This is a genomic window from Photobacterium sp. SP02, from assembly GCF_038519165.1.
Taxonomy (GTDB): Bacteria; Pseudomonadota; Gammaproteobacteria; order Enterobacterales; family Vibrionaceae; genus Photobacterium; species Photobacterium halotolerans.
Genome location: NZ_JASJOJ010000016.1, coordinates 55,164 through 77,863, shown reverse-complemented (window position 1 = coordinate 77,863; position 22,700 = coordinate 55,164). Strand labels below are relative to the sequence as shown.

The 22,700-nt window shown below is 50.2% G+C and carries 16 protein-coding genes; 7 read left to right on the top strand and 9 right to left on the bottom strand.

Going from position 1 to position 22,700, the window contains the following annotated elements; genetic code table 11:
• Nucleotides 1–51: 51 nt before the first annotated feature.
• Complete coding sequence (locus tag P0Y67_RS09430; protein ID WP_027253381.1) at nt 52–2,016, bottom strand: putative bifunctional diguanylate cyclase/phosphodiesterase; 1,965 nt, start codon at nt 2,014–2,016, stop codon at nt 52–54.
• Between the two features lie 314 nt (nt 2,017–2,330).
• Complete coding sequence (gene tyrP, locus P0Y67_RS09425) at nt 2,331–3,536, bottom strand: tyrosine transporter TyrP (protein ID WP_342391674.1); 1,206 nt, start codon at nt 3,534–3,536, stop codon at nt 2,331–2,333.
• A 456-nt stretch (nt 3,537–3,992) separates the two neighbouring features.
• Between tyrP and P0Y67_RS09420 the strand changes: the two genes are divergently transcribed.
• The gene (locus tag P0Y67_RS09420; RefSeq protein WP_342391673.1) at nt 3,993–5,225 is read left to right on the top strand and encodes a CinA family nicotinamide mononucleotide deamidase-related protein; all 1,233 of its coding nucleotides are present in this window, start codon (nt 3,993–3,995) and stop codon (nt 5,223–5,225) included.
• 93 nt (nt 5,226–5,318) lie between these two features.
• Here the strand turns inward: P0Y67_RS09420 and P0Y67_RS09415 are convergent, their stop codons facing one another.
• The 5 genes from P0Y67_RS09415 to ubiG all read right to left on the bottom strand — a co-directional run bounded on the left by P0Y67_RS09415 (nt 5,319) and on the right by ubiG (nt 11,008).
• The gene (locus P0Y67_RS09415) at nt 5,319–5,606 is read right to left on the bottom strand and encodes a 2Fe-2S iron-sulfur cluster-binding protein (RefSeq protein WP_027253378.1); all 288 of its coding nucleotides are present in this window, start codon (nt 5,604–5,606) and stop codon (nt 5,319–5,321) included.
• Nucleotides 5,603–6,736, bottom strand: coding sequence for a class Ia ribonucleoside-diphosphate reductase subunit beta (nrdB, locus tag P0Y67_RS09410; RefSeq protein WP_027253377.1), 1,134 nt, complete (start codon nt 6,734–6,736; stop codon nt 5,603–5,605). The genes P0Y67_RS09415 and nrdB overlap by 4 nt, the downstream gene beginning before the upstream one ends.
• Nucleotides 6,737–6,789: 53 nt before the next feature.
• Entirely contained in the window at nt 6,790–9,057 is a 2,268-nt protein-coding gene (gene nrdA / locus P0Y67_RS09405) for a class 1a ribonucleoside-diphosphate reductase subunit alpha (RefSeq protein ID WP_342391672.1), read from the bottom strand.
• 344 nt (nt 9,058–9,401) lie between these two features.
• Nucleotides 9,402–10,118: an HAD family hydrolase gene (locus P0Y67_RS09400; RefSeq protein ID WP_051288292.1), complete on the bottom strand. Its 717-nt coding sequence runs from the start codon at nt 10,116–10,118 to the stop codon at nt 9,402–9,404.
• Nucleotides 10,119–10,297: 179 nt separating this feature from the next.
• Nucleotides 10,298–11,008 (bottom strand): bifunctional 2-polyprenyl-6-hydroxyphenol methylase/3-demethylubiquinol 3-O-methyltransferase UbiG, encoded by a 711-nt coding sequence (gene ubiG / locus P0Y67_RS09395; protein WP_342391671.1) that lies wholly within the window; start codon nt 11,006–11,008, stop codon nt 10,298–10,300.
• Nucleotides 11,009–11,344: 336 nt separating this feature from the next.
• Here ubiG and gyrA point away from each other — a divergent pair, with 336 nt between their 5' ends.
• Together gyrA and serC are read left to right on the top strand one after the other, a co-directional pair.
• Nucleotides 11,345–13,987 carry a DNA topoisomerase (ATP-hydrolyzing) subunit A gene (gyrA, locus tag P0Y67_RS09390; protein ID WP_218383110.1) on the top strand — a complete coding sequence of 881 codons (2,643 nt, stop codon included), beginning with the start codon at nt 11,345–11,347 and terminating at the stop codon, nt 13,985–13,987.
• A gap of 239 nt (nt 13,988–14,226) precedes the next feature.
• On the top strand, nt 14,227–15,309 hold the full coding sequence (gene serC, locus P0Y67_RS09385; protein ID WP_342391670.1) for a 3-phosphoserine/phosphohydroxythreonine transaminase: 1,083 nt from the start codon (nt 14,227–14,229) through the stop codon (nt 15,307–15,309).
• Nucleotides 15,310–15,356: 47 nt separating this feature from the next.
• Here the strand turns inward: serC and P0Y67_RS09380 are convergent, their stop codons facing one another.
• Both P0Y67_RS09380 and P0Y67_RS09375 read right to left on the bottom strand, forming a co-directional pair.
• The gene (locus P0Y67_RS09380) at nt 15,357–16,613 is read right to left on the bottom strand and encodes a sensor histidine kinase (protein WP_342391669.1); all 1,257 of its coding nucleotides are present in this window, start codon (nt 16,611–16,613) and stop codon (nt 15,357–15,359) included.
• Nucleotides 16,585–17,253 (bottom strand): response regulator transcription factor, encoded by a 669-nt coding sequence (locus P0Y67_RS09375; RefSeq protein ID WP_342391668.1) that lies wholly within the window; start codon nt 17,251–17,253, stop codon nt 16,585–16,587. Before P0Y67_RS09375 ends, P0Y67_RS09380 begins: the two co-directional genes overlap by 29 nt.
• Nucleotides 17,254–17,347: 94 nt before the next feature.
• On the opposite strand from P0Y67_RS09375, the gene P0Y67_RS09370 reads away from it, so the two are divergent.
• The 4 genes from P0Y67_RS09370 to rpsA all read left to right on the top strand — a co-directional run bounded on the left by P0Y67_RS09370 (nt 17,348) and on the right by rpsA (nt 22,671).
• Complete coding sequence (locus P0Y67_RS09370) at nt 17,348–18,604, top strand: DUF5666 domain-containing protein (protein ID WP_342391667.1); 1,257 nt, start codon at nt 17,348–17,350, stop codon at nt 18,602–18,604.
• A gap of 176 nt (nt 18,605–18,780) precedes the next feature.
• Nucleotides 18,781–20,064 (top strand): 3-phosphoshikimate 1-carboxyvinyltransferase, encoded by a 1,284-nt coding sequence (aroA, locus tag P0Y67_RS09365; RefSeq protein WP_342391666.1) that lies wholly within the window; start codon nt 18,781–18,783, stop codon nt 20,062–20,064.
• Between the two features lie 150 nt (nt 20,065–20,214).
• The gene (gene cmk / locus P0Y67_RS09360) at nt 20,215–20,907 is read left to right on the top strand and encodes a (d)CMP kinase (protein WP_027253368.1); all 693 of its coding nucleotides are present in this window, start codon (nt 20,215–20,217) and stop codon (nt 20,905–20,907) included.
• A 93-nt stretch (nt 20,908–21,000) separates the two neighbouring features.
• Nucleotides 21,001–22,671 carry a 30S ribosomal protein S1 gene (gene rpsA, locus P0Y67_RS09355; RefSeq protein ID WP_027253367.1) on the top strand — a complete coding sequence of 557 codons (1,671 nt, stop codon included), beginning with the start codon at nt 21,001–21,003 and terminating at the stop codon, nt 22,669–22,671.
• Nucleotides 22,672–22,700: the final 29 nt, after the last annotated feature.

Sequence of the window (22,700 nt, the reverse complement as noted above, 5' to 3'; positions counted from 1 at the left end):
GCAGAGGCCGCTGATCACAGCGGCCTCTGACGTTGGATGGGGTAGATCGGGTCAGCTGGCTTTGGGGATGATGTTGAACAGATTAAATTGTCGCTGTTCCAGTTCATGGGCTGGCATGGGTTTGCCCAGATAGTATCCCTGACAATAGTCAAACTCGCACTGCTGGATATATTCCAGCTGTTCAAGCGTTTCAACACCTTCGGCGACCAGTTTCAGGTTCAGCTTGTCACAGATAGCACAGGTCGCTTCCACAATGGCCCGGCTGCTTTGATTATTGGCCTGCACGAAGCTTTGATCCAATTTCACCATAGTGATGGGCAGGTTCTGCAACTGAGAGAGTGACGAATAACCGGTACCAAAATCGTCAAGATGAAGCTCAATGCCCAGTTCCGCTAAATCGATGAGGCACTGTTTGGCGTCATCATACTCCTGCAACATGGCAGATTCAGTGAGCTCCAACGCCAGTTGGCTGGCGTTAATGTCGTAGTGTTCGAGTAATGTCCCGATATAAGTTGCGAGACTGGCATGGAGCTGGGCCCGGGACAGATTCACACTGACGGTAAAACGCTTACCATAGGCTTTATTCCAGTGTGAAAGCTGCATACAAGTTTGTTTCAGCGTCCACTTTCCTAGCGGTACAATCTGGCCGGTTTCTTCAGCAAGCGGAATAAATTCAGACGGTGCCACCTGGCCGAGATCTTCATCGTACCAGCGAATTAAGGCTTCAAATCCACCTAACCGATTGTTTTTCAGATCGACGATGGGCTGGTAATAGAGTTCAAAGGCTTCAGCATCCATGGCCAGCGTCAGGTGATGGCGCAGTGTCATTTTACGGTATAAATCTTCTGCCATCTCAGGAGAGAAATGATGGCAGCGATTACGGCCCCTCAGTTTGGCACGGTGCATTGCCATGTCAGCCTGAGTGATGAGGGTTTCAATTTTCTTTGCGTCATTGGGGAAGCTGGCCATCCCGATACTGCAGCCAATGGATAACTCACCCACTTCTTTCAGGTGAAAAGGCTTATTGAGATTGGTAATGAGCTTTCGCGCAAACTGGGCCGGATCTTCAACCTGGCGGTGGTCAATCTGGATGATGAATTCATCTCCGCCAAACCGGGCCAGCAAGCCGTTGAATTTGACAATTTCGCTGAGCCGGATAGCGATAGCCCGCAACATCTTATCGCCAATGGCATGCCCATAGGTGTCATTGATGAGCTTAAACCCGTCCACATCCAGAAACAGCAAGGTATAAGGCTGTGATGAATGCTGAGAGGCGTGGATAGCATTAATCATGCCCCTGCGGTTCAGCAGGCCGGTCAGGTAGTCGTGTTCTGACTGGTATTTCGCCTGTTTTAACTGCTCTTTTTCCTGGCTGATATTGACCAGGCTGAGTAAGAGCTGTTGTTTGTCAGCCAGCCACTTGCCATCAATGCTGAACCAGTCGTAGTTTCGGCCTGTCCAGCACAGCTTTCTGTGGTTGACCACTTGTCCTTCACTGGCATCATGCAACCATTTTTCTGCCAATTTGATATCGCCGACAAAAGTGGCGAGGCTGTCCAGCTGTTCACCAAAAGCGTGAATGAAGGCGCGATTGGCACTCAGCAACTGACCTTCAGAAGAAAAAAGCAGGGCAAGATTTGAGCCATCAGAAAATGCCAGTTCACGTCTCAGGCTGGCTTCCTCAGAAATAACATGAACCAGCATAGCGATTCTGCCATCTTCGCTCGGGATACCAGAGAAATGACACAATGCATTTTTCACTTTGCTCTTGGGGCTGTAGCTCCACCAAAGTTTTAGCGATTCACCGCGTTTGAACATCTGCAAATAGTCATTCAGGGTTGCTTCTACCGCGTCGGACATATCCTGTCCCAGATCCCGTGAGGTAAGCTCACTCAGGCTCTCTGCCTCCCAAAGGGGAAGTGCAGCAGAATTGGCCCAGATAATGGCTTTGTTTTCGATGTCGAAAACCCATACCGGGGATTGCAGATATTCAAAGGTCGTAAAGAATTGGCTCATACCAGATAAAGGAATGACTTTAAAGGGGCAATGCCTCAACGATAGCCTAAATTGTCTGAGGCATACATGCGAGAGGGCGTAAAGCGTGATCTTGATTCAGGAAGTGCGTGTTGCGTAAATGTAAATTAATGATAAATAAGCACAAATAGTGAGCTGGCAGCGGATCTATTGGCTCGGAAGTGCACTGTGCAAGTGATGAGCTAACGTCTGAGAATGGGCTTAGCTAAACAGCTAAGCCCAGAATTGCTCTTGCTTTACAGGTAAACACACACTTACTTCACATTATGAAACTCAGTGTGCATTTTTATGGTGCTTTACCCGACGGCAGGAATAAGTCCTGCCATCTGGAGGAACTGTGCTGTGATGATCAGCACACCTGCGCCGGTTGCCATGATGAGAGCCGGTTTGCCGCCGCTGACCTGGTACTCACCGATAGCCTGGCGTTGTCCTCGCTGAACATGCACCATGGCCACTGGCAGGAAGATAGCCAGAATGACGAGCGCAATCGCCGCATAACCCAGCGCCATAATAAAGCCTTGCGGATAGAACAGGGCAAAGCACAGCGGTGGTACGAAGGTAAAGAGAGCCGTTTGTACTCTGCCGGACTTCGAATTTTTCTGATTTAAGGTATCAGACAGGAAGTCAAACAAGCCCAGGCTTACCCCGAGGAAAGAGGTCGCCAGCGCAAGGTCTGCAAAGATAGAGACGGAATTACTGACCATAGGGCTTTTGAGCAGTGTACTCAATGCGGCAATAAAGCTGCCCAGGCTGGAATTGGCGATCAGATCAGACTGGCTGAGAATGCCCTGGCTGGCGACTTGCCACAGCAGGTAAATGACTAACGGCACAGAGGCACCCACTATCATCACCTTGCGCAGCGCTTTCATGTCTATGCCCACATAGCGGACGATAGAAGGAATGCTGCCGTGGAAGCCAAAGGAGGTAAACACCACAGGCAGAGCCGAGATGAGCAGGCCTTTTTCGACCGGCATATCAACCAGATGTTGTCCCTGAATATGCGGCAGTAACAGGCTGAGCATGACAGCCAGTGCAATAATTTTCAGCGTAAACAGGATACGGTTGACCAAATCAACCGAGTGTGTCCCGACCGATACCACAGTCGCAATCAGCAAAGTGAACAACACTGTGCCAGCCTGCGGCATGACATCAAGCCCAAACCAGCCGGACAACTTGTCATTTAACTGGGCACCGCCACCGGCAATATAGGCCGCGCACAATGCGTAAAACAGAAACATCATTGCAATGTTGGCGACAACTTGTCCTTTTGTACCCAGCAACTCTTTCGCCAGCGAGTGGAGCGTGGCTGAAGGATCAGCATGTTGATGAACTTCCAGCATCAGCAGCGCTGTGTATACCATCAGCGCCCAGATACCGATCATGGTCAGTGTGGCGGTTGTAAAACCCAGTCCGGCTGATGCCAGCGGCAGGGCCAGCATCCCTGCGCCAATGGTTGTTCCGGCAATAATTAAAGTACTGCCGAAGGTTTTGTTCATGCTCATCGAGTAAAAACTCCCTGTATTTTTATTGGTTTAATTAATGGGAGAGGGGGGCGGTAAGGCTGATTCTCTCCGAAGAAAAAATATAGCCACAATGGTGCACTGGGTTGGAAGGAATTGATATGTTCAGATTTCTTTACAACACGCTCGACCACTGTGGCCGACGATAATAGACTTTCATGGCGAACTTACTCATAACATTTATACAACAATTGGTGTTTTTGTCTGTAAATTGTACTGATTAGCAGGCGTAATTTACGGTGGACACTTTAAATGCAGAAAAATGACCTGTCAACTTTTGTTTATTTTTATGTAAATTAAAGTTTACGGTTCTGATTGTTATGTAGTGAGTGTAATGCATTGCACCAGAGGGTGTTTTCAATTATCAGTGCTTAAGATTCTCTCGTGGTTGACTAAGTGTTACAGTGAAGTGCCAACTGAATAAATAAGAGGAACAACATGTTGCAAGTTGTCATGATAAGTACCGGTGAAGAAGTCCTGCATGGAGATATCGTTGATACCAATGCAGCATGGCTGTCCCGTTTGTTTTTTCAGAACGGCTTCGCGCTGTCGCGACGCACTACAGTCGGTGATCAGCTTGAAAGTCTGGCATCGGAAATAGAGCAGTGCAGCCTTACGGCTGATATCGTCATTGTAAATGGTGGTCTGGGGCCGACCACCGATGATTTGACAGCCCAGGCGGCAGCCATTGCAGCAGGAGCCGGCTTAGAGCAGTCGGAGTTCTGGGTTGAGCAAATGATCGAGAAGTACCGGACTCTGGGTCGGGAAATGCCGCAGGCAAACCTGAAGCAGGCCATGTTGCCAGAGGGAGCCGACGTACTGGATAACCCGGTTGGTACCGCATGCGGCTTCATGATGAAGCTGAATCGTGCACATTTGTTCTTCACCCCGGGTGTGCCCAGTGAATTTAAGGTCATGGTAGAAGACGAGATCCTGCCCAGGCTGAAATCGCTGCACCCGGATGTCGCAAGCCTTGAGTGTCACCGGCTGTACAGCTTCGGATTATCAGAGTCAGGCATCAACGATACTCTGGCTTCGCTGTCCTTACCGCCGTTATTCCAGCTGGGTTACCGCTCTTACTTGCCTTTTATCGAAGTGAAGTTGTTTGCACCTAAAAATGATGCCCAGGCCGCTGCCGTGTTAGCGCAAATTCAGGCGCGCCTGGGTGAGAATATTGTCGGTGCCGGTGAAACCTTGCTCGATACCATAGGCACGCATTTCTCCAAAGCCCCTCTCACATTAACGGTGGCAGAGCAGTTTACCGGCGGTGATGTACTTAACTGGCTGCAGGATAATCCGGTGACCCAGACCGCATTAAGTCAGGGATGGTTGTTGACGACCCAGGTCGATCCCTCTTTGAGCGACGCAGAGCCTATGGGGGCCTCTTTAGCAATGGCCGCCGCCGCCCGGCAGCAGACGGGTTCCGATCTGGCACTGGTTTGTGGCCCGCTGTATGACAACAGTATTGCGATTGCCCTGTCTACGCCAAACGGCGATTGGGCGCAGCACGTGCGTACCCGACGGGAGTATGCCAATAAGCCTCATCGTAAAATGGTCGCGACTTTGATGCTGGATATGCTGCGCCGGTGGCAAACGGGTCAGACCGTGATTGGTCAGTATGAATCGTTCGAGAGGCTGAGTGAGTTGTTTTTACCGGCCGAGCCGAATTGATCTCAATCAGCACAAGAAACAAAAAAGCCAGTCTGGTACTCCAGACTGGCTTTTTTTGACACAGAGTTGAGCTGTGTTCAGCGCTGAGGTGGGTTACTCGTTAACCGCAGAGTGAGAGAGTTGGACCTGGTAATCAAACTCCAGACTCAGATCTGAGGTTGGTATCGACCGGCAGGCAAGGATTTCTCCCGGTGCGACAAAGGCCATTGCCTCGCGCTGATCCACCTGGCCTGCTATCAGTTTGCACCGGCAGGCTCCACACATTCCATTGCGGCACTGGTACTCAGGCTGTAAACCTGCACGTTCCAGTTGGACTAATAAAGGCTCATCATTATTGCCAGAAACCTGTTGTCCGTTAACCGTAATGGTCAATCGGCTCATAGTTCGAAGTCACCCAGATCGTCAGCACTGACGTCGTTATCAATCTGACCAACCAGGTAAGAACTGATTTCCGCTTCCTGTGGCGCAACCTGTACGTTGTCAGAAGACAGCCAGGCGTTAATCCACGGAATCGGGTTTTGAGTGGCACCCGGGTAAGCGGGTTTCAGGCCAACGGCTGTCATACGCAGGTTGGTGATGTATTCCACGTACTGGCAAAGAATGTCTTTGTTCAGGCCGATCATCGACCCGTCTTTAAACAGGTATTCCGCCCATTCTTTTTCCTGCTCAGCAGCATCTTTAAAGATGTCGAAGCTCTGCTGTTCACACTCACGGGCAATGTCAGCCATCTCAGGATCATCCTGACCGGTACGCATCAGGTTAAGGATATGCTGAGTGCCTGTCAGGTGCAGGGCTTCATCACGAGCGATCAGCTTGATGATTTTGGCATTACCTTCCATCAACTCACGTTCAGCGAAGGCGAAAGAGCAGGCAAAGCTGACGTAGAAACGGATCGCTTCCAGCGCATTGACCGACATCATGCACAGGTACAGTTTTTTCTTTAACTCGTGCAGACTGACCACAACGGTTTCCCCGTTGACCACATGCTCGCCTTCACCCATACGGTGATAATCGCTGGTGTCCTGGATCAGTTCGTCGTAGTAACGGGAAATATCCGCCGCGCGTTTAATAATGTGCTCATTTTCAACGATATCGTTAAATACCACAGCAGGGTCGTTAACGATATTGCGGATAATATGCGTGTAGGAGCGCGAATGGATAGTCTCTGAGAATGACCAGGTTTCAATCCAGGTTTCCAGCTCAGGAATCGAGACCAGTGGCAGCAGGGCAACGTTTGGGCTGCGTCCCTGAATGGAATCCAGCAGGGTTTGGTATTTCAGGTTACTGATGAAAATGTGGCGTTCGTGCTCAGGCAGATTGTTGAAGTTAATACGATCACTGGATACATCAACTTCTTCCGGACGCCAGAAGAAAGACAATTGCTTTTCAATCAGTTTTTCGAAAATCTCGAACTTTTGCTGGTCGTAACGTGCAACGTTAACCGGCTGACCAAAGAACATAGGTTCATGCAGCGGGTTGTTGTTAGTTTTACAGAAAGTACTGTATGCCATTGTGTCCTCAGCATCAAAGGGGAGCCGAAGCTCCCATTTGTTTTTGTTAGTTATTAAATCTTGCAGCTGGTGCAGTCGTCTGCAGCGACATCGCCCTGCGCATCAGAAGCACCATCGCGGGTGTTGTGATAATACAGAGTTTTAACGCCGAGTTTATACGCTGTCAGCAGGTCCTTGAGCAGGAGTTTCATTGGCACTTTGCCACCTGGCTGAATGCTCGGGTCGTAGTTGGTATTCGCGGAAATCGCCTGATCGACGAACTTCTGCATGATACCGACCAGTTGCAGGTAGCCATCATTGCTGCCAATGTTCCAAAGCAACTCATAGTTGTCTTTGTATTTATTGTATTCAGGAACCACCTGCTTCAGGATGCCGTCTTTAGACGCTTTGATGGAGACGAAACCACGAGGTGGCTCAATACCATTTGTTGCGTTAGAAATCTGAGACGATGTCTCAGACGGCATAAGAGCAGACAGCGTTGAGTTACGCAGGCCGTGAGTCATGATTTCCTGACGCAGCGCATCCCAGTCATAACGCAGTTCCTGACCACAGATTTTATCCAAATCTTTCTTATAGGTATCAATGGGCAGGATACCTTTCGAATAGGTGGTTTCATTGAACGCCGGGCAAGCGCCGCGCTCTTTAGCCAGGCCGACAGACGCTTTCAGCAGGTAGTACTGAATGGCCTCAAACGCCTGGTGAGTCAGGTTGTTCGCACTGCCGTCTGAATAACGCACACCGTGTTTTGCCAGATAGTAAGCAAAATTGATCACACCCACACCCAGAGTACGGCGGTTCATGGTCGCACGACGAGCTGCAGGCAGCGGATAATCCTGGTAGTCCAGCAGGGCATCCAAAGCGCGGACGGTCAGCTCTGCCATTTCTTCCAGCTCATCCAGGTTCTCGATAGCACCCAGGTTGAACGCAGACAGCGTACACAGTGCGATTTCACCGTTTTCATCTTCAACGTTGGTCAGCGGTTTGGTTGGCAGCGCGATTTCCAGGCACAGATTAGACTGGCGAATTGGCGCCACCGCCGGGTCAAACGGGCTGTGAGTATTACAGTGGTCAACGTTCTGGATATAAATACGGCCGGTAGACGCACGCTCTTGCATCAGCAGAGAGAACAGATCGATGGCTTTCACTGTTTGCTTTTTGATGCTGTCGTCTTGCTCATACTTCACATACAGGCGTTCAAACTCTTCCTGATCGGCAAAGAAAGCATCATATAGCCCAGGTACATCCGACGGTGAGAACAGAGAGATGGTCTCGCCTTTGATCAGACGGGTATACATCAGTTTGTTGATTTGAACACCGTAATCCATGTGACGGACACGGTTTTCTTCAACACCACGGTTGTTTTTCAGTACCAGCAGAGATTCAACTTCGCGGTGCCAGATTGGGTAGAACAGTGTGGCAGCGCCACCACGAACACCGCCCTGAGAACAGCATTTTACCGCGGTCTGGAAATACTTGTAGAACGGAATACAGCCGGTATGGAAAGCTTCGCCGCCACGGATTTCAGAACCCAGGGCACGAATACGACCTGCATTGATACCTATGCCCGCACGCTGGGAAACGTAGCGAACAATCGCGCTGGCGGTTGCATTGATAGAATCCAGGCTGTCATCACATTCAATCAGGACACATGAGCTGAACTGACGGGTTGGCGTGCGCACACCAGACATAATAGGTGTAGGCAGGGAAACCTTAAACAGGGACACAGCATCATAAAAGCGCTTGATGTAGTCCAGACGTGTATCTTTCGGATACTTACTGAACAAACACGCGGCAATCATGATGTACAGGAACTGGGCACTTTCGTAGATTTCACCGCTGACACGGTTCTGAACAAGGTACTTACCTTCTAACTGCTTCACTGCAGCATACGAGAAGTTCATGTCGCGCCAGTGATCGATATAGTCATCCATCGCGGCCATTTCTTCGGCAGAGTAATCTTCAAGCAGGTGCTTGTCGTACTTACCCTTGTCGACCATTTTTCTTACATGGTCGAGCAGTGTCGGTGGCTCGAACTGACCATACGCTTTTTTACGCAGATGGAAGATAGCAAGGCGGGCAGCCAGATACTGGTAATCTGGCGACTCTTCCGAAATCAAGTCAGCAGCTGCTTTAATGATGGTCTCATGAATATCTTCTGTTTTGATACCATCGTAGAACTGGATATGAGATTTCAGCTCAACATGCGACACTGACACATTTTCCAGACCTTCAGCGGCCCAGGTAATGACACGGTGGATCTTGTCCAGATCGATGCGTTCTTTGCGTCCATCACGCTTGGTTACAGTTAGCTGTTGATTCATTTTTAATCGTTTTCCCAGTTTTCCCTGATCTATAGTGCTTTTTTGCAATTTTATTAAAAAAGTAAAGGAAGATTGTGATCTTCGTTACACTTAAAATGATAGACCAAAACACTATATGTTGGGGTGTTAAGCCATGTGGCAAACAAGATAGTGGTGAGGATACGAATTTGCAAGCTGGTATTTTTTGACCGCTTGTGGATAACATGGGGATGTAAAATGGATAGTTAGTGCGTACTCACCTATTTCATCAGACTTGCCAGTGTCATAGGAAAATGCAAACAAAAAGCACCTGTTTTTTCCGCCGGAAAATTTTTTTTCCCCTTGATTTTTCCTGATTTTCCGCTCTATTTTTGCGTGCAGCATGATTGGTTAAAAAAGGCGCTTTCGTTACGATTATGTTGTTCCAGTATGGGGATGAGTGCGGCGGGTTCAGGCAGGATCGCCTGAGCTTGCCACAGGTCGGGATGATGCTCATCACCTATGTATCCCCATCCAGCGACAGCACCTGGCATGCGTGCGGCTCGCGCGGCAATCATGTCCTTTTCAATGTCACCGACATACAGACAACTTTCAGGTGGGATGTTAAGCAGCTGGCAGGCATGCCAGAGCGGATCGGGGTGCGGCTTGGCTTTGTCTAATGTGTCGCCACAAACGACGACTTCTGCTTCAGACAAAACAGGGAAGTAGGGAAGCAGGCGCTGAGTGAGAAACTCAGGTTTGTTTGTCATTATTCCCCACGGGACTCTATTTTTGTTCAAATAGTTTAAAAGTGTATCAATGCCATCATACATTGATGTTTTTAAACAAATTTCATCATGATAGTAATCAAGGAATTGTTGCCTGAGATGCAAGGGGTTCAGATGCGCGGGTATTGTACCAAATCCCGCTTTTATCAAGCCATTGGCACCGTAGCTGGTATTCGCCTGGATTTGCGCTGCAGTCAGTGGCTGAACATCGTAATCTGCAAGCACTCTGTTAGCCGCTCTTGCCATATCCGGAGCGGTATCAAGCAAGGTGCCGTCCAGATCAAAAAGTACAGCGTCAATCCGATACCCCAACATAGGCTGTGTCCTTATCTCAAAGGCTGATAAAGCGTGTGCAATGAATGTGCTTAAAGCATATCAGTAAAACGGCGAAGCCGTATGATTATGGGCATAATCCGGGCATTGGATCAAACGCGGAAGAAAGGAGGGGTCAGCCAGACCTGAGCAAGTAGCCTGGCTGTAGTGAGACAGGCTGTTTATTCAGGTTTTACTGTGTGCAGGATATAATTCACGTCCACGTTACGGCCCAGCTTGTAGGTGTCGGTCAGTGGGTTGTAGTGCAAGCCGGTGATGTGGCGGTCTTCGAGCGCAGTCAGATCAACCATCGCCATCAGCTCTGACGGACGAATAAACTTTTTGTGATCGTGCGTACCTTTAGGTACCAGTTTCATGACCTGCTCGGCACCGACAATCGCAAACAAGTAGGATTTCATGTTCCGGTTCAGGGTTGAAAAGAACACATGGCCGCCAGGCTTCACCAGTCGGGCACAGGATGCAATCACAGAGGCAGGATCCGGCACATGTTCCAGCATTTCCATACAAGTGACGACGTCGTACAGTCCGGGGTGCTGTTCAGCATGTTCTTCAACCGTCTGCTGGATGTAGTCCAGCTTAGTGCCGGTTTCCAGCGCATGCAGACGAGCTACCGTTAATGGCTCTTTACCCATGTCCAACCCCGTGACTTCTGCGCCTTCTCGTGCCATGCTTTCGGCCAGGATGCCGCCGCCGCAGCCCACATCGAGGATTTTTTTGCCAAACAGTCCGCCGGCATGGTCGATCACATAGTTCAAGCGCAGTGGGTTGATCTGATGCAGAGGCTTGAATTCGCCTTCCAGATCCCACCAGCGTGATGCCATTTCTTCAAATTTACTGATTTCTGCCGGATCGACATTTAACTGCTTGGTCATTATTGCTCGCCATTTCCATTGATGTCAGAGCGGGCATTATAGCGAAAGACGGCTGACATGAAATGCTTGTTTGCCTAACCTAGGTCTGTCGCAAGAAAATACAGTGATGCCGGTGCATCTTTCGCCAGTCACTGTTTTTCTGTATTAAAAACCTTCACTTGATGGCGGGGAGAACCCCCATGGATTGCACAGAAGGACAAGAGTTTATTTTCAATTCGTAAAATTACTCACAAGAAAGGCACTGAAAGGTGTGCCTATTAAGTGGGAAATATGCTATATTCCCGCACCTTGCACGTATAAAAATACGACAGAATCTACCTGAGGGATAGTGGCTCCATGAGCGATCTTGCAAAAGAGATCACGCCGGTAAACATTGAAGAGGAGCTGAAAGGCTCATACCTCGACTACGCGATGTCAGTCATCGTGGGTCGTGCTCTTCCTGATGTGCGTGATGGCCTGAAGCCGGTACATCGCCGCGTACTATTCGCGATGAACGTACTCGGTAATGACTGGAATAAACCATACAAAAAATCTGCCCGTGTTGTGGGCGACGTGATCGGTAAATATCACCCTCATGGTGATAGTGCGGTATACGACACTATTGTTCGTATGGCACAACCTTTCTCCCTTCGTTATATGCTGGTCGACGGCCAGGGTAACTTCGGTTCCATTGATGGCGACTCTGCCGCGGCAATGCGTTATACCGAAGTGCGGATGAGCAAAATTGCTCACGAACTGCTGGCCGACCTGGATAAAGAAACTGTCGACTTTGTTGACAACTACGATGGCACAGAGCGCATTCCTGCTGTGTTGCCAACCAAAATTCCTAACCTGCTGGTTAACGGTGCATCCGGTATTGCCGTAGGTATGGCGACCAATATTCCACCGCATAATCTGGGTGAGGTGATTGACGGCTGTCTGGCATTTATGGACAACGATCAAATTACCATCGACCAGCTGATGGAATATATACCTGGCCCCGATTTCCCGACAGCGGCGATGATCAGTGGCCGTAAAGGTATTATTGACGCTTATAAAACGGGGCGCGGTAAAGTTTACATGCGCTCTAAAGCCGATATTGAATCAGACAAAAATGGTAAAGAAACCATCGTTGTCACCGAGATTCCCTATCAGGTCAATAAAGCGCGTCTGATTGAAAAAATCGCTGAACTGGTCAAAGAGAAAAAAGTCGAAGGCATCAGTGCACTGCGTGATGAGTCTGATAAAGACGGCATGCGCATTGTTATTGAGTGTCGTCGTGACGCTGTGGCTGAGGTGGTACTGAACAACCTGTATGCGCAGACTCAGCTGCAGACCACGTTCGGTATCAACATGGTGGCGCTGGATAAAAATGGCCAGCCTAAGCTTTTCAATCTGAAAGAGATGCTGGAAAGCTTTGTTAACCACCGCCGTGAAGTCGTGACACGCCGCACCATCTTTGAACTGCGTAAAGCGCGTGAGCGTGCGCATATTCTGGAAGGTCTGGCGATTGCACTGGTCAATATTGATGAAATCATCGATCTGATCCGTCAGGCGGCGACGCCGCAAATTGCCCGTGAAGGCCTGCTGGCCCGTCCATGGCAGTTGGGTGACGTGGCGGCCATGCTGGAACGTGCCGGTGTTGATGCGGCTCGTCCTGAGTGGCTGGCTGCTGAGCTGGGTGTTCGTGATGGTATGTATTACCTGACGGAACAACAGGCACAGGCAATTCTGGATCTGCGTCTGCATAAGCTGACCGGTCTGGAACACGAGAAGATTCTCGACGAGTACAAAGGTCTGTTGACTCAGATCGAAGAGCTGATGCTGATCCTGAGCAGTGCTGAGCGCCTGATGGAAGTGATCCGCGGTGAACTTGAGCTTGCCCGTGAGCAGTTCAATGATGTTCGCCGTACCGAAATCACAGCGGCCAGCCACGATATCGATCTGGAAGATCTGATCACTCAGGAAGACGTGGTGGTGACTTTGTCTCACCATGGCTATGTGAAATATCAGTTGCTGGCTGATTACGAAGCACAGCGTCGCGGTGGTAAAGGCCGAGCAGCAACGCGTATGAAGGATGAAGACTTCATCGAGCGTCTGCTGGTTGCCAATACCCACGATACTATCCTGTGCTTCTCAAGCCGCGGCCGTATGTACTGGCTGAAGGTTTATCAGTTGCCGCAGGCTAGCCGGACAGCACGTGGCAAGCCGATTGTGAATATTCTGCCGCTGGAAGAGAATGAGCGTATTACCGCGATTCTGCCGGTGAAAGAATATGAAGAAGATAAGTTTATCTTCATGGCAACGGCTGACGGTACGGTTAAGAAAACACCGTTGACGGATTTCAGCCGTCCTCGCAGCGCCGGTATTATTGCGGTGAACCTGCGTGAAGGTGACTCACTGATTGGTGTGAATATCACTGACAGCAGCAATGACATCATGTTGTTCTCTGCCGCCGGTAAAGTGGTGCGCTTCTCTGAAGAGCAAGTGCGTGGCATGGGCCGTACAGCGGCAGGTGTCCGCGGTATCAAGCTGGCCAACGACGACAAAGTGGTGTCGCTCATCGTCCCTGGTAATGAAGGCGACGTGCTGACTGTGACTGAAAACGGTTACGGTAAGCGTACCAGCCTGGAAGAGTACCCAGCGAAGAGCCGTGCAACTCAGGGTGTTGTTTCCATCAAGGTCTCCGAGCGTAATGGCTCTGTGGTCGGTGCGGTTCAGGTACAGGAGGGTGATGAATTCATGATGATCACCAATGCCGGTACTCTGGTGCGTACCCGTGTCGCAGAAGTCAGCCGCGTAGGTCGAAATACTCAGGGGGTTACCCTTATCCGTACTGCAGAAGATGAACAAGTTGTTGGTCTTCAGCGTATTGAGGAACCTGAGGATGACGAGTTACTGCAAGTTGATGGCGAAGAGGTTGTGGCGGAAGTGACAACGGATACCGATGCGGTATTGCCTGAAGAAGGCGATGAAGCCAAAGACAGCAGCGAAGACTGATTGTTAGCTTAACCATAAAAACGCAGCTCAAGAGCTGCGTTTTTTTATAACATTTTTTTAGCAAAATGCCTCTTTTGTTTGTTTCGCTGACGCTTATCGGTATTTTTTATTGTTTACTCAACAAAAAAGGTTTTCAGCAACGAATGAAAGGTGTAAAAAAATAAAACACAGATCCAGTTATTCATGATGTTGATAACAGGGTCACCACATTTTCGCAAAGCAGGAGCATGTTTCTCATCATGGATAAGGTTTATAACTTTTGTGCAGGTCCAGCAATGATGCCAGCAGAAGTGTTGGTAAAAGCCCAACAGGAATTGGTGAACTGGAATGGTCTGGGAACCTCGGTTATGGAGATCAGCCATCGAAGTAAAGACTTTATCGCTGTAGCAGAACAGTCCGAGCGCGATTTACGTGACCTGATGGCTATTCCTGACAACTACCATGTTCTTTTCTGCCACGGTGGCGCACGGGCACAGTTTGCTGCCGTGCCGATGAACCTGCTGGGCGATGCCACTACGGCGGATTACATTGACGGCGGCTACTGGGCGCACAGTGCTATCGACGAAGCCCAGAAATATTGCCAGCCAAATGTTATCGATATCACGTGCGAGCGTGATGGCAAAAAAGCCGTTCTGCCGGCGAGTGACTGGGCGCTGACTGAACAGGCGGCCTATGTGCATTTCTGCCCGAATGAGACGATCGACGGTATTGAGATCCGTGACCTGCCGCAGACGGACAAACCGATTGTCGCCGATATGTCTTCTACCATTTTGTCGCGCAAAATCGATGTGTCGCAGTACGGGGTGATCTACGCCGGAGCGCAGAAAAATATCGGCCCTGCCGGCCTGACAATCGTGATTGTTCGTGATGATTTACTGGGGCTGGCCAAAGACATCCTGCCAAGCATACTGGATTACAAAGTGCTGGCAGAGAAAGAATCTATGTTTAATACACCACCCACCTTTGCCTGGTATCTGGCCGGTGAAGTGTTCAAGTGGCTGAAAGCCATCGGTGGCGTAGAGGTGATGCAGGCGCGCAATGAAGCGAAAGCGAAATTACTGTATGACTTTATTGATCAGTCTGATTTTTATCGCAATGAAGTGCATCAGGCTAACCGTTCATTGATGAATGTCCCTTTCCAGCTGAAAAATGCGGCACTGGATAAAGCCTTCTTGCAACAGGCGGATGCCGCGGGTTTGAAAGCCCTGGCGGGTCACCGTGTGGTTGGTGGTATGCGAGCTTCAATTTATAATGCGATGCCGATTGAAGGCGTTCAGGCGCTGGTCGACTTCATGGCGGCCTTCGAACGCGACAATGCCTGAGTAAAGAGCATCTGCCGTCAAGCCGCCTGTTAAGGCGGCTTGTTTGTTTATGCCTGGCGACTGTTGCTGAACGTCAGGTGGGTGGTAAATACTTCGCCATCATCTTCTACCTGATAATCCCATCCCATTCTTTCGCATATCCGGCTGACGATCACCAGTCCGCAGCCATAACCGGCGTTTTCTGTATCGTGCCCGCCATGCCTGTTGGCAATGCTTAGTTGAATGCCGTTAAGGGCGATTTCAATATTACCTATGCTGTAGCTGAAGGCATTTTTGATCAGGTTGCTGATAATAATCGAGACAAAACTTTCCGGTGCCTGCACAGTCGCCGTGTTATGGAGTGAAAGCGCGTAGCAGGTATTCTGACGGGCAAATAAGGGGGAAAGCTCATCCAGTTGCTGCTGCAAAATAGCGGCGATATGACAGGACGAAAAGAAGCTGTCATCAATCTGTTCGCGGCCAAGGAGCAGGAAAGTCTCTGTCAATAATGTCATCTCCTGACTGGCTTGCTGTAAGCGGTCTATGGCCTTTTGCGCAATGCGGGGTTGCTCCGGGATCCTTTTGAGTATATCTGCCGACCCTTTAATCACCATGATAGGTGTTCTGAGCTCATGGGAAGCAAACCGGCTGAATTCCTGCTCGCGCTGAAAAAATTTTGCGATGTTGAGCTTACTGTCGCGCAGGCTTTGTTCAATGGCTCGGGTTTCGCTAAAGGCGGTATCCAGATCAAAGACAGGCTCGCCAGGTGGCATCCGGCCAATTTTCTTCTGGATAGCGATCAACGGCTGAGACAAGGTCCGTGACAGGTACACCCCATAAGCTGCGATGGCCAGAGTCACCGCTATACCAAGGAGCAGTGTGATGCTGTGCAGGCTGTTCTCGTACTCGTCAAGATAGTCATCGGCATCGTCCTGAAAGACCAGATAGAAAAGTCCTTGGCCGGAGGGGTGCTCAATCACGGTAAAGTGCTTATCTTCGGTGCCGAGCAAGTGTTCGTAAAAACCGGGCTTATTATAGGGAACCAGCCAGTGCGGCAGGGCCTCTTCGCTCCAGTAACTGGCAAACTCCTCAGGGTTTGGCAGCGGAGTGTCATTGCCTGTGGTCAGGTATTGCTGGGCATACTGATTGGCCTCAGTATCCAGCCAGTGGTGCAGACTGATTATCTCGAGTTGTTCTTCAGCGATGAAAATGACCGAACCAAATAACCCGAACATCGCCAGGGTGAGCAGTAAAAAACTGATCCTCAGACGATGAAAAATGCTGGGATAGACGCGATCAGCTTTTGAGTCGGTAACCTTTGCCATGAATTGTCTCTAATCTGCTGGTCTCAAATCCTTTGTCGAGGGCATTTCGCAAGCTGTAAACATGGCTGCGCAACGCATCGCTGGGCGGTGCATCTTCACCCCATACGGCATCAATCACTTCCTGCCGACTAACAACAGCCGGTGCCTGGCGTAACAACAGCCGGAGAATTTTGAACTGAATGCGGCTGAGTTTTAATGGCTGGCCATTGCGGGTGACTTCTTCTGTCTGCGGGTTTAGCCTGATATCCGCGTAGGAAAGTGTCCCTATATCTTGCCGTGGCCCCCGGCTGGCAAGGGCTCTCAGGCGCAGAGTCAGCTCTTCCATCGCAAAGGGTTTGAGCAGGTAATCATCACCACCGGCATTAAACGCCGCCACTTTGCTGTCCAGGCCGTCTTTGGCTGTGAGAAACAAAATGGGTGTGTTGCAGAACAGCTCCTGGCGCAGCTTCTGCACAGTAGTAATACCGTCCGCCCTTGGCATCATGATGTCCATTATAATGACGTCAAAATGGTTTTCTGCGACCAGAGCCAGCGCGGCTTCGCCGTGAAAGGCAAAGTCAGTTTCCATGCCTTCCAGCTCCAGATAATCGGCAATGGTTTCCGAGATTTTATGGTTATCTTCCACTACCAGAACCCGCATGCAGCCTCCTTTATACCTCTTCACGAACGCTTCACATCTCATTGCATACCATATGCCGTATCGAGAATGAAAGCGAACATAAGGGTCAGAAATCATGAAAAAAATTCTTTCAGTTGCCGTGTTGGGCGGCTTGCTGAGCGCCTGTGGTGGCAGCGGTTCAGGCAGCGATGCTGACGGGCAGCAGGCCTATTCAGGGACTTTGCTTGGCACAGTAGACAGTGTGCAGGCTGAACAAGCGACAATGACGGTGAATGGTCGCAGCCTGGATATCGCATCGGCCGGTGTTTCTTATCAGGACCAGCCTCTTTTACTGACGGATGTGACTTCAGGGATGCAGGTTGAAATCGACAGTGATGATGGCAGGGTGAGTGAGATTGAGCTTGAGCCTTTCATGAGCGGTGAAGTGACCGCCGTCGACGGGCAGTCCATCACAGTCAATGGTCAGGCTGTGCTGCTGGGACAGGTGGCGGCGAGCGTGCAGGTGGGGGATTTTGTGCTGCTTTTCGCCCAGCCGCAGGCGGATGGCAGCCTGACCCTGACTGCCGTGCAGGCGATCGATACCACAGCAATCAGTGAAGTGGAAGGCCGTGTCAGCCAGCTGGATACCTCAGCGCAGACGTTCTCGATCAATGGCACTGTGGTGAATTTTGCCGGTGCGGCTCTGGATGATGAGCCGTTACAAAATGGTCAGTGGGTTGAAGTGACGGGCCTGTTCGCTGACGGTATCTTCCGGGCTGCCGAGGTTGACGCCGAAGAGGCGGCACAATTGGATGGTAAAGAGCTTGAAGGTGTGATCACTTTTGTTAACCATGAAAAAACAGCCATTGAACTCAATAGCCGAACTGTCGTAACGCTGACAGCAAATACCCGCTACGAAGATGGCACCCAGTCTGATCTGGTCACCGGTCGCGTGGTAGAGGTGGAACTGCTGAACCAGACGGGTCAACTGAGCGCGGTGGAAGTGGACTTTGAATCGTCTTCTTCTCAGATCACAACGGATCGGTTCAGTCTTGAAGGGGCAGCGCAGTATGTTAATGACACCCTGTCTGTGAATGGCATTGAATTGCTGATGAGCTCAACGGTTCGTCTGGAGGACGGCCTGACGAAAGCCACACTGGACGGGAAGTGGGTCGAGCTTGAAGGCAGCTTAGTTGCTGGCCAGTATCTGGTGCGCGAAATCGAACCTGAACGGCAGGAAGCGGAGATCAGTTTGCAAGGTCCGGTGTCCGGAAATGCGATCTGGGGCTACGCCGCCTCGGATGCTTCACTGGGTGGTTTTGAGGGGCAATGGGTCGATCTGGAATGTTATTTTGACGGCTCGGCCGTCAGCCAGTGCCGTCTGGATGACTAGGGGGATTCAGCCAGTGTAATTGACCCTGTCATAAGGTTTCGCAAGCAGGGTTTATCCCCTGTCAGGCTCAGTCTGGCGGGGGATGGCGCGTTTTGACCCCTGGGATGACTAGCATCACTTCGAAATATTGGTTACTCTGCGGAAACGCAAATACAACAGGATAGAAAAATCACCCAATGGAGAGTTTAACTTTACAGCCAATTCAGCGTATTGACGGGGAAGTGAACCTGCCAGGTTCTAAAAGTGTGTCTAACCGGGCACTCTTGCTGGCAGCACTGGCGAACGGCACGACGCGTCTGACGAATCTGCTCGACAGTGACGATATCCGTCACATGCTCAATGCTCTCACCAAACTGGGCGTTTCGTATCAGCTTTCAGAGGATAAAACCGTCTGTGAAGTACAGGGGCTGGGGCAGGCATTTCATGCCGAACAGCCGCTTGAGCTGTTTCTGGGCAACGCGGGTACGGCTATGCGTCCGTTAGCTGCGGCCTTGAGCTTAGGCTCGGGTGAGTATGTGCTGACCGGAGAGCCGCGGATGAAAGAGCGCCCGATTGGCCATTTGGTCGATGCGCTGCGCAGTGCCGGTGCGGAGATTACTTACCTCGAAAATGAAGGTTTCCCGCCGCTGAAAATTAAGGGAACCGACCTCAAAGGCGGTGAAGTAGAGATTGATGGCTCAATTTCCAGCCAGTTTCTGACCGCCTTTCTGATGACCGCACCTCTGGCGTCAGAAGAGACAGTGATTCGCATCAAAGGCGAACTGGTTTCTAAACCCTATATTGATATTACTCTGCACATCATGGCGCAATTCGGGGTGCAGGTAGAGAATGATAATTACCAGCGTTTTATCGTAAAAGGCGGCCAGCAATATCAGGCACCGGGTGATTTTATGGTAGAAGGCGACGCCTCTTCCGCGTCGTATTTTCTCGCTGCCGCCGCCATTAAAGGCGGTGCTGTGAAAGTCACCGGGATTGGTAAATCCAGTATCCAGGGCGATACCCAGTTTGCTGAAGCACTGGCGGCTATGGGCGCTGAGATAGAGTGGGGTGATAATTATGTCATCGCCCGTCGCGGCACCCTTCACGGTGTGGATATGGATTTTAACCATATCCCGGATGCCGCCATGACGATTGCCACAACGGCATTGTTTGCCGAAGGGACCACCGCTATCCGCAATGTGTATAACTGGCGGGTGAAAGAAACGGATCGTTTGTCTGCGATGGCAACAGAGCTGCGTAAAGTGGGCGCGACAGTCGAGGAAGGTGAAGATTACATTATCATCACACCGCCGGCGCAGTTGCAGCATGCTGCTATCGACACCTACGACGATCACCGCATGGCCATGTGTTTTTCCTTAGTGGCGCTGAGCGAAGACACGCCGGTGACGATTAATGATCCCAAGTGTACCTCGAAAACATTCCCGGATTACTTTGACAAACTGGCCGCATTAAGCCATTGATTCACTTCCTCAGATTTGTCCCTGTCACCCAGCTTAAGGCTGGGTGATTTTTTTCCCGACTGGAAGTGCCTCCAGGACAAATTTACCGTATAATACGGCCCGCGTTGAAACAGCAAGTTTGCTGAAGGTTTAACAAATTCGGAGAATTCTATGTCTACAAACGCACCAGTGATCACTGTTGATGGGCCAAGTGGAGCCGGTAAAGGAACACTTTGCATGCTGTTGGCAGATAAGCTGGGCTGGAATTTACTGGATTCCGGTGCTATTTACCGTGTACTGGCACTGGCAGCAATTCATCATGGTGTAGAACTGGATTCTGAAGCCGCATTGGTTCCGCTGGCTGCGCATCTGGATGTGCAGTTCATTGCTGAAGGCGAACTGGTGAAAGTGATTCTGGAAGGGGAAGATGTTTCTTCCACATTACGGACTGAAGACGTCGGCAATGCGGCATCAAAAGTCGCGGCGTTACCTCGGGTGCGTGAAGCATTGTTACGCCGCCAGCGTGCATTTAGCGGAGAGCCTGGCCTGGTTGCGGATGGCCGTGACATGGGGACAGTGGTTTTTCCTAACGCTGAAGTGAAAATTTTCCTGGATGCCAGCGCCGAAGAGCGCGCCAAGCGCCGCATGAACCAGTTGCAACAAAAAGGCTTAAGTGTTAACTTTGACAGTCTTTTAAGCGAAATTCAGGAACGTGATGATCGCGACCGCAATCGAGCCGTTGCGCCATTACGTCCCGCAGCAGATGCTTTAGTGCTAGACTCTACGCATCTGTCGATTGAGCAAGTGACCGAACAGGCGCTGGCTCACATTGAAGAAAAATTGTCGGCTGAGAAATCAGCCTGATGGTATGTCGGTGTCAAGGAGTGATAACTGACTTTGTTTTCAACCCCATGCGGTAGGATACCCATGGTTGTTCATATACTGAAGATTATTTAAATGACTGAATCTTTTGCTCAACTCTTTGAAGAGTCTCTAAAAGAAATCGAAACACGCCCTGGCGCGATCGTTAAAGGTACTGTAGTTGCCATTGAGAACGGTTTCGTTCTGGTTGACGCTGGCCTGAAATCTGAGTCAGCTATTCCTGCTGAGCAGTTCAAAAATGCTGCTGGTGAGCTGGAAATCGAAGTTGGCGTTGAAGTTGACGTAGCTCTGGACGCGATTGAAGACGGTTTCGGTGAAACTCAACTTTCTCGTGAGAAAGCGAAGCGTCACGAAGCTTGGATCCAGCTTGAGAAAGCTTACGAAGATGCTGAAACCGTTATTGGTATCATCAACGGTAAAGTTAAAGGTGGCTTCACTGTTGAGCTGAACGGCATTCGTGCGTTCCTGCCTGGTTCTCTGGTTGACGTTCGTCCAGTACGTGACACTGCTCACCTGGAAGGCAAAGAGCTAGAGTTCAAAGTTATCAAGCTGGACCAGAAGCGCAACAACGTTGTTGTTTCTCGTCGTGCTGTTATCGAATCTGAAAACAGCGTTGAGCGTGATGAGCTGCTGGCTTCTCTGCAAGAAGGCATGGAAGTTAAAGGTATCGTTAAGAACCTGACTGACTACGGTGCATTCGTAGATCTGGGCGGTGTTGACGGCCTGCTGCACATCACTGACATGGCTTGGAAACGCGTTAAGCATCCATCAGAAATCGTTAATGTTGGTGACGAAATCAACGTTAAAGTTCTGAAGTTCGACCGTGAGCGTACTCGCGTATCTCTGGGTCTGAAGCAACTGGGTGAAGATCCATGGGTTGCTATCGCTAAGCGTTACCCAGAAGGCACTAAGCTGTCTGGTCGCGTAACTAACCTGACTGACTACGGCTGCTTCGTTGAAATCGAAGAAGGCGTTGAAGGCCTGGTACACGTGTCTGAAATGGACTGGACCAACAAGAACATCCACCCATCTAAAGTGGTTAACGTGGGTGACGAAGTTGAAGTTATGGTTCTGGACATCGACGAAGAACGTCGTCGTATCAGCCTGGGTCTGAAGCAATGTAAAGCTAACCCTTGGCAGCAGTTCGCTGAAGCACAAGCTAAAGGCGACCGTGTAACTGGTAAGATCAAGTCTATCACTGACTTCGGTATCTTCATCGGTCTGGACGGTGGCATTGACGGTCTGGTTCACCTGTCTGACATTTCTTGGAATGTTGCAGGCGAAGACGCTGTTCGTGACTTCAAGAAAGGCGACGAGATTTCAGCAGTTGTTCTGGCTGTTGATGCTGAGCGTGAGCGCATCTCTCTGGGCGTTAAGCAAATCGAAGAAGACCCGTTCAACAGCTTCGTAGCTCTGAACAAGAAAGGTACTCTGGTTAACGGTAAAGTGCTTGCCGTTGATGCTAAAGGCGCAACCATTGAGCTGGCTGAAGGCGTAGAAGGTTACCTGCGTGCATCTGAAGCTTCTCGTGACCGCGTAGAAGACGCAACTCTGGTTCTGTCTGAAGGCGATTCAGTTGAAGCGAAGTTCACCGGTGTTGACCGTAAGAACCGCGTTATCAACCTGTCTGTACGTGCGAAAGACGAAGACGAAGAGCAAGAAGCAATGGCTAGCCTGAACCAGCAGGACGAATCTGCATTCGGTAATGCTATGGCTGACGCGTTTAAAGCGGCTAAAGGCGAATAATTTGCCCCAAGGGGGGAAGCATTTTCCCC

Coding starts and splice junctions, on each gene's coding strand:
- P0Y67_RS09430 (WP_027253381.1), bottom strand. CDS start 2,016: ATGAGCCAATTCTTTACGACCTTTGAATATCTGCAATCCCCGGTATGG.
- tyrP (WP_342391674.1), bottom strand. CDS start 3,536: ATGAGCATGAACAAAACCTTCGGCAGTACTTTAATTATTGCCGGAACA.
- P0Y67_RS09420 (WP_342391673.1), top strand. CDS start 3,993: ATGTTGCAAGTTGTCATGATAAGTACCGGTGAAGAAGTCCTGCATGGA.
- P0Y67_RS09415 (WP_027253378.1), bottom strand. CDS start 5,606: ATGAGCCGATTGACCATTACGGTTAACGGACAACAGGTTTCTGGCAAT.
- nrdB (WP_027253377.1), bottom strand. CDS start 6,736: ATGGCATACAGTACTTTCTGTAAAACTAACAACAACCCGCTGCATGAA.
- nrdA (WP_342391672.1), bottom strand. CDS start 9,057: ATGAATCAACAGCTAACTGTAACCAAGCGTGATGGACGCAAAGAACGC.
- P0Y67_RS09400 (WP_051288292.1), bottom strand. CDS start 10,118: ATGTTGGGGTATCGGATTGACGCTGTACTTTTTGATCTGGACGGCACC.
- ubiG (WP_342391671.1), bottom strand. CDS start 11,008: ATGACCAAGCAGTTAAATGTCGATCCGGCAGAAATCAGTAAATTTGAA.
- gyrA (WP_218383110.1), top strand. CDS start 11,345: ATGAGCGATCTTGCAAAAGAGATCACGCCGGTAAACATTGAAGAGGAG.
- serC (WP_342391670.1), top strand. CDS start 14,227: ATGGATAAGGTTTATAACTTTTGTGCAGGTCCAGCAATGATGCCAGCA.
- P0Y67_RS09380 (WP_342391669.1), bottom strand. CDS start 16,613: ATGGCAAAGGTTACCGACTCAAAAGCTGATCGCGTCTATCCCAGCATT.
- P0Y67_RS09375 (WP_342391668.1), bottom strand. CDS start 17,253: ATGCGGGTTCTGGTAGTGGAAGATAACCATAAAATCTCGGAAACCATT.
- P0Y67_RS09370 (WP_342391667.1), top strand. CDS start 17,348: ATGAAAAAAATTCTTTCAGTTGCCGTGTTGGGCGGCTTGCTGAGCGCC.
- aroA (WP_342391666.1), top strand. CDS start 18,781: ATGGAGAGTTTAACTTTACAGCCAATTCAGCGTATTGACGGGGAAGTG.
- cmk (WP_027253368.1), top strand. CDS start 20,215: ATGTCTACAAACGCACCAGTGATCACTGTTGATGGGCCAAGTGGAGCC.
- rpsA (WP_027253367.1), top strand. CDS start 21,001: ATGACTGAATCTTTTGCTCAACTCTTTGAAGAGTCTCTAAAAGAAATC.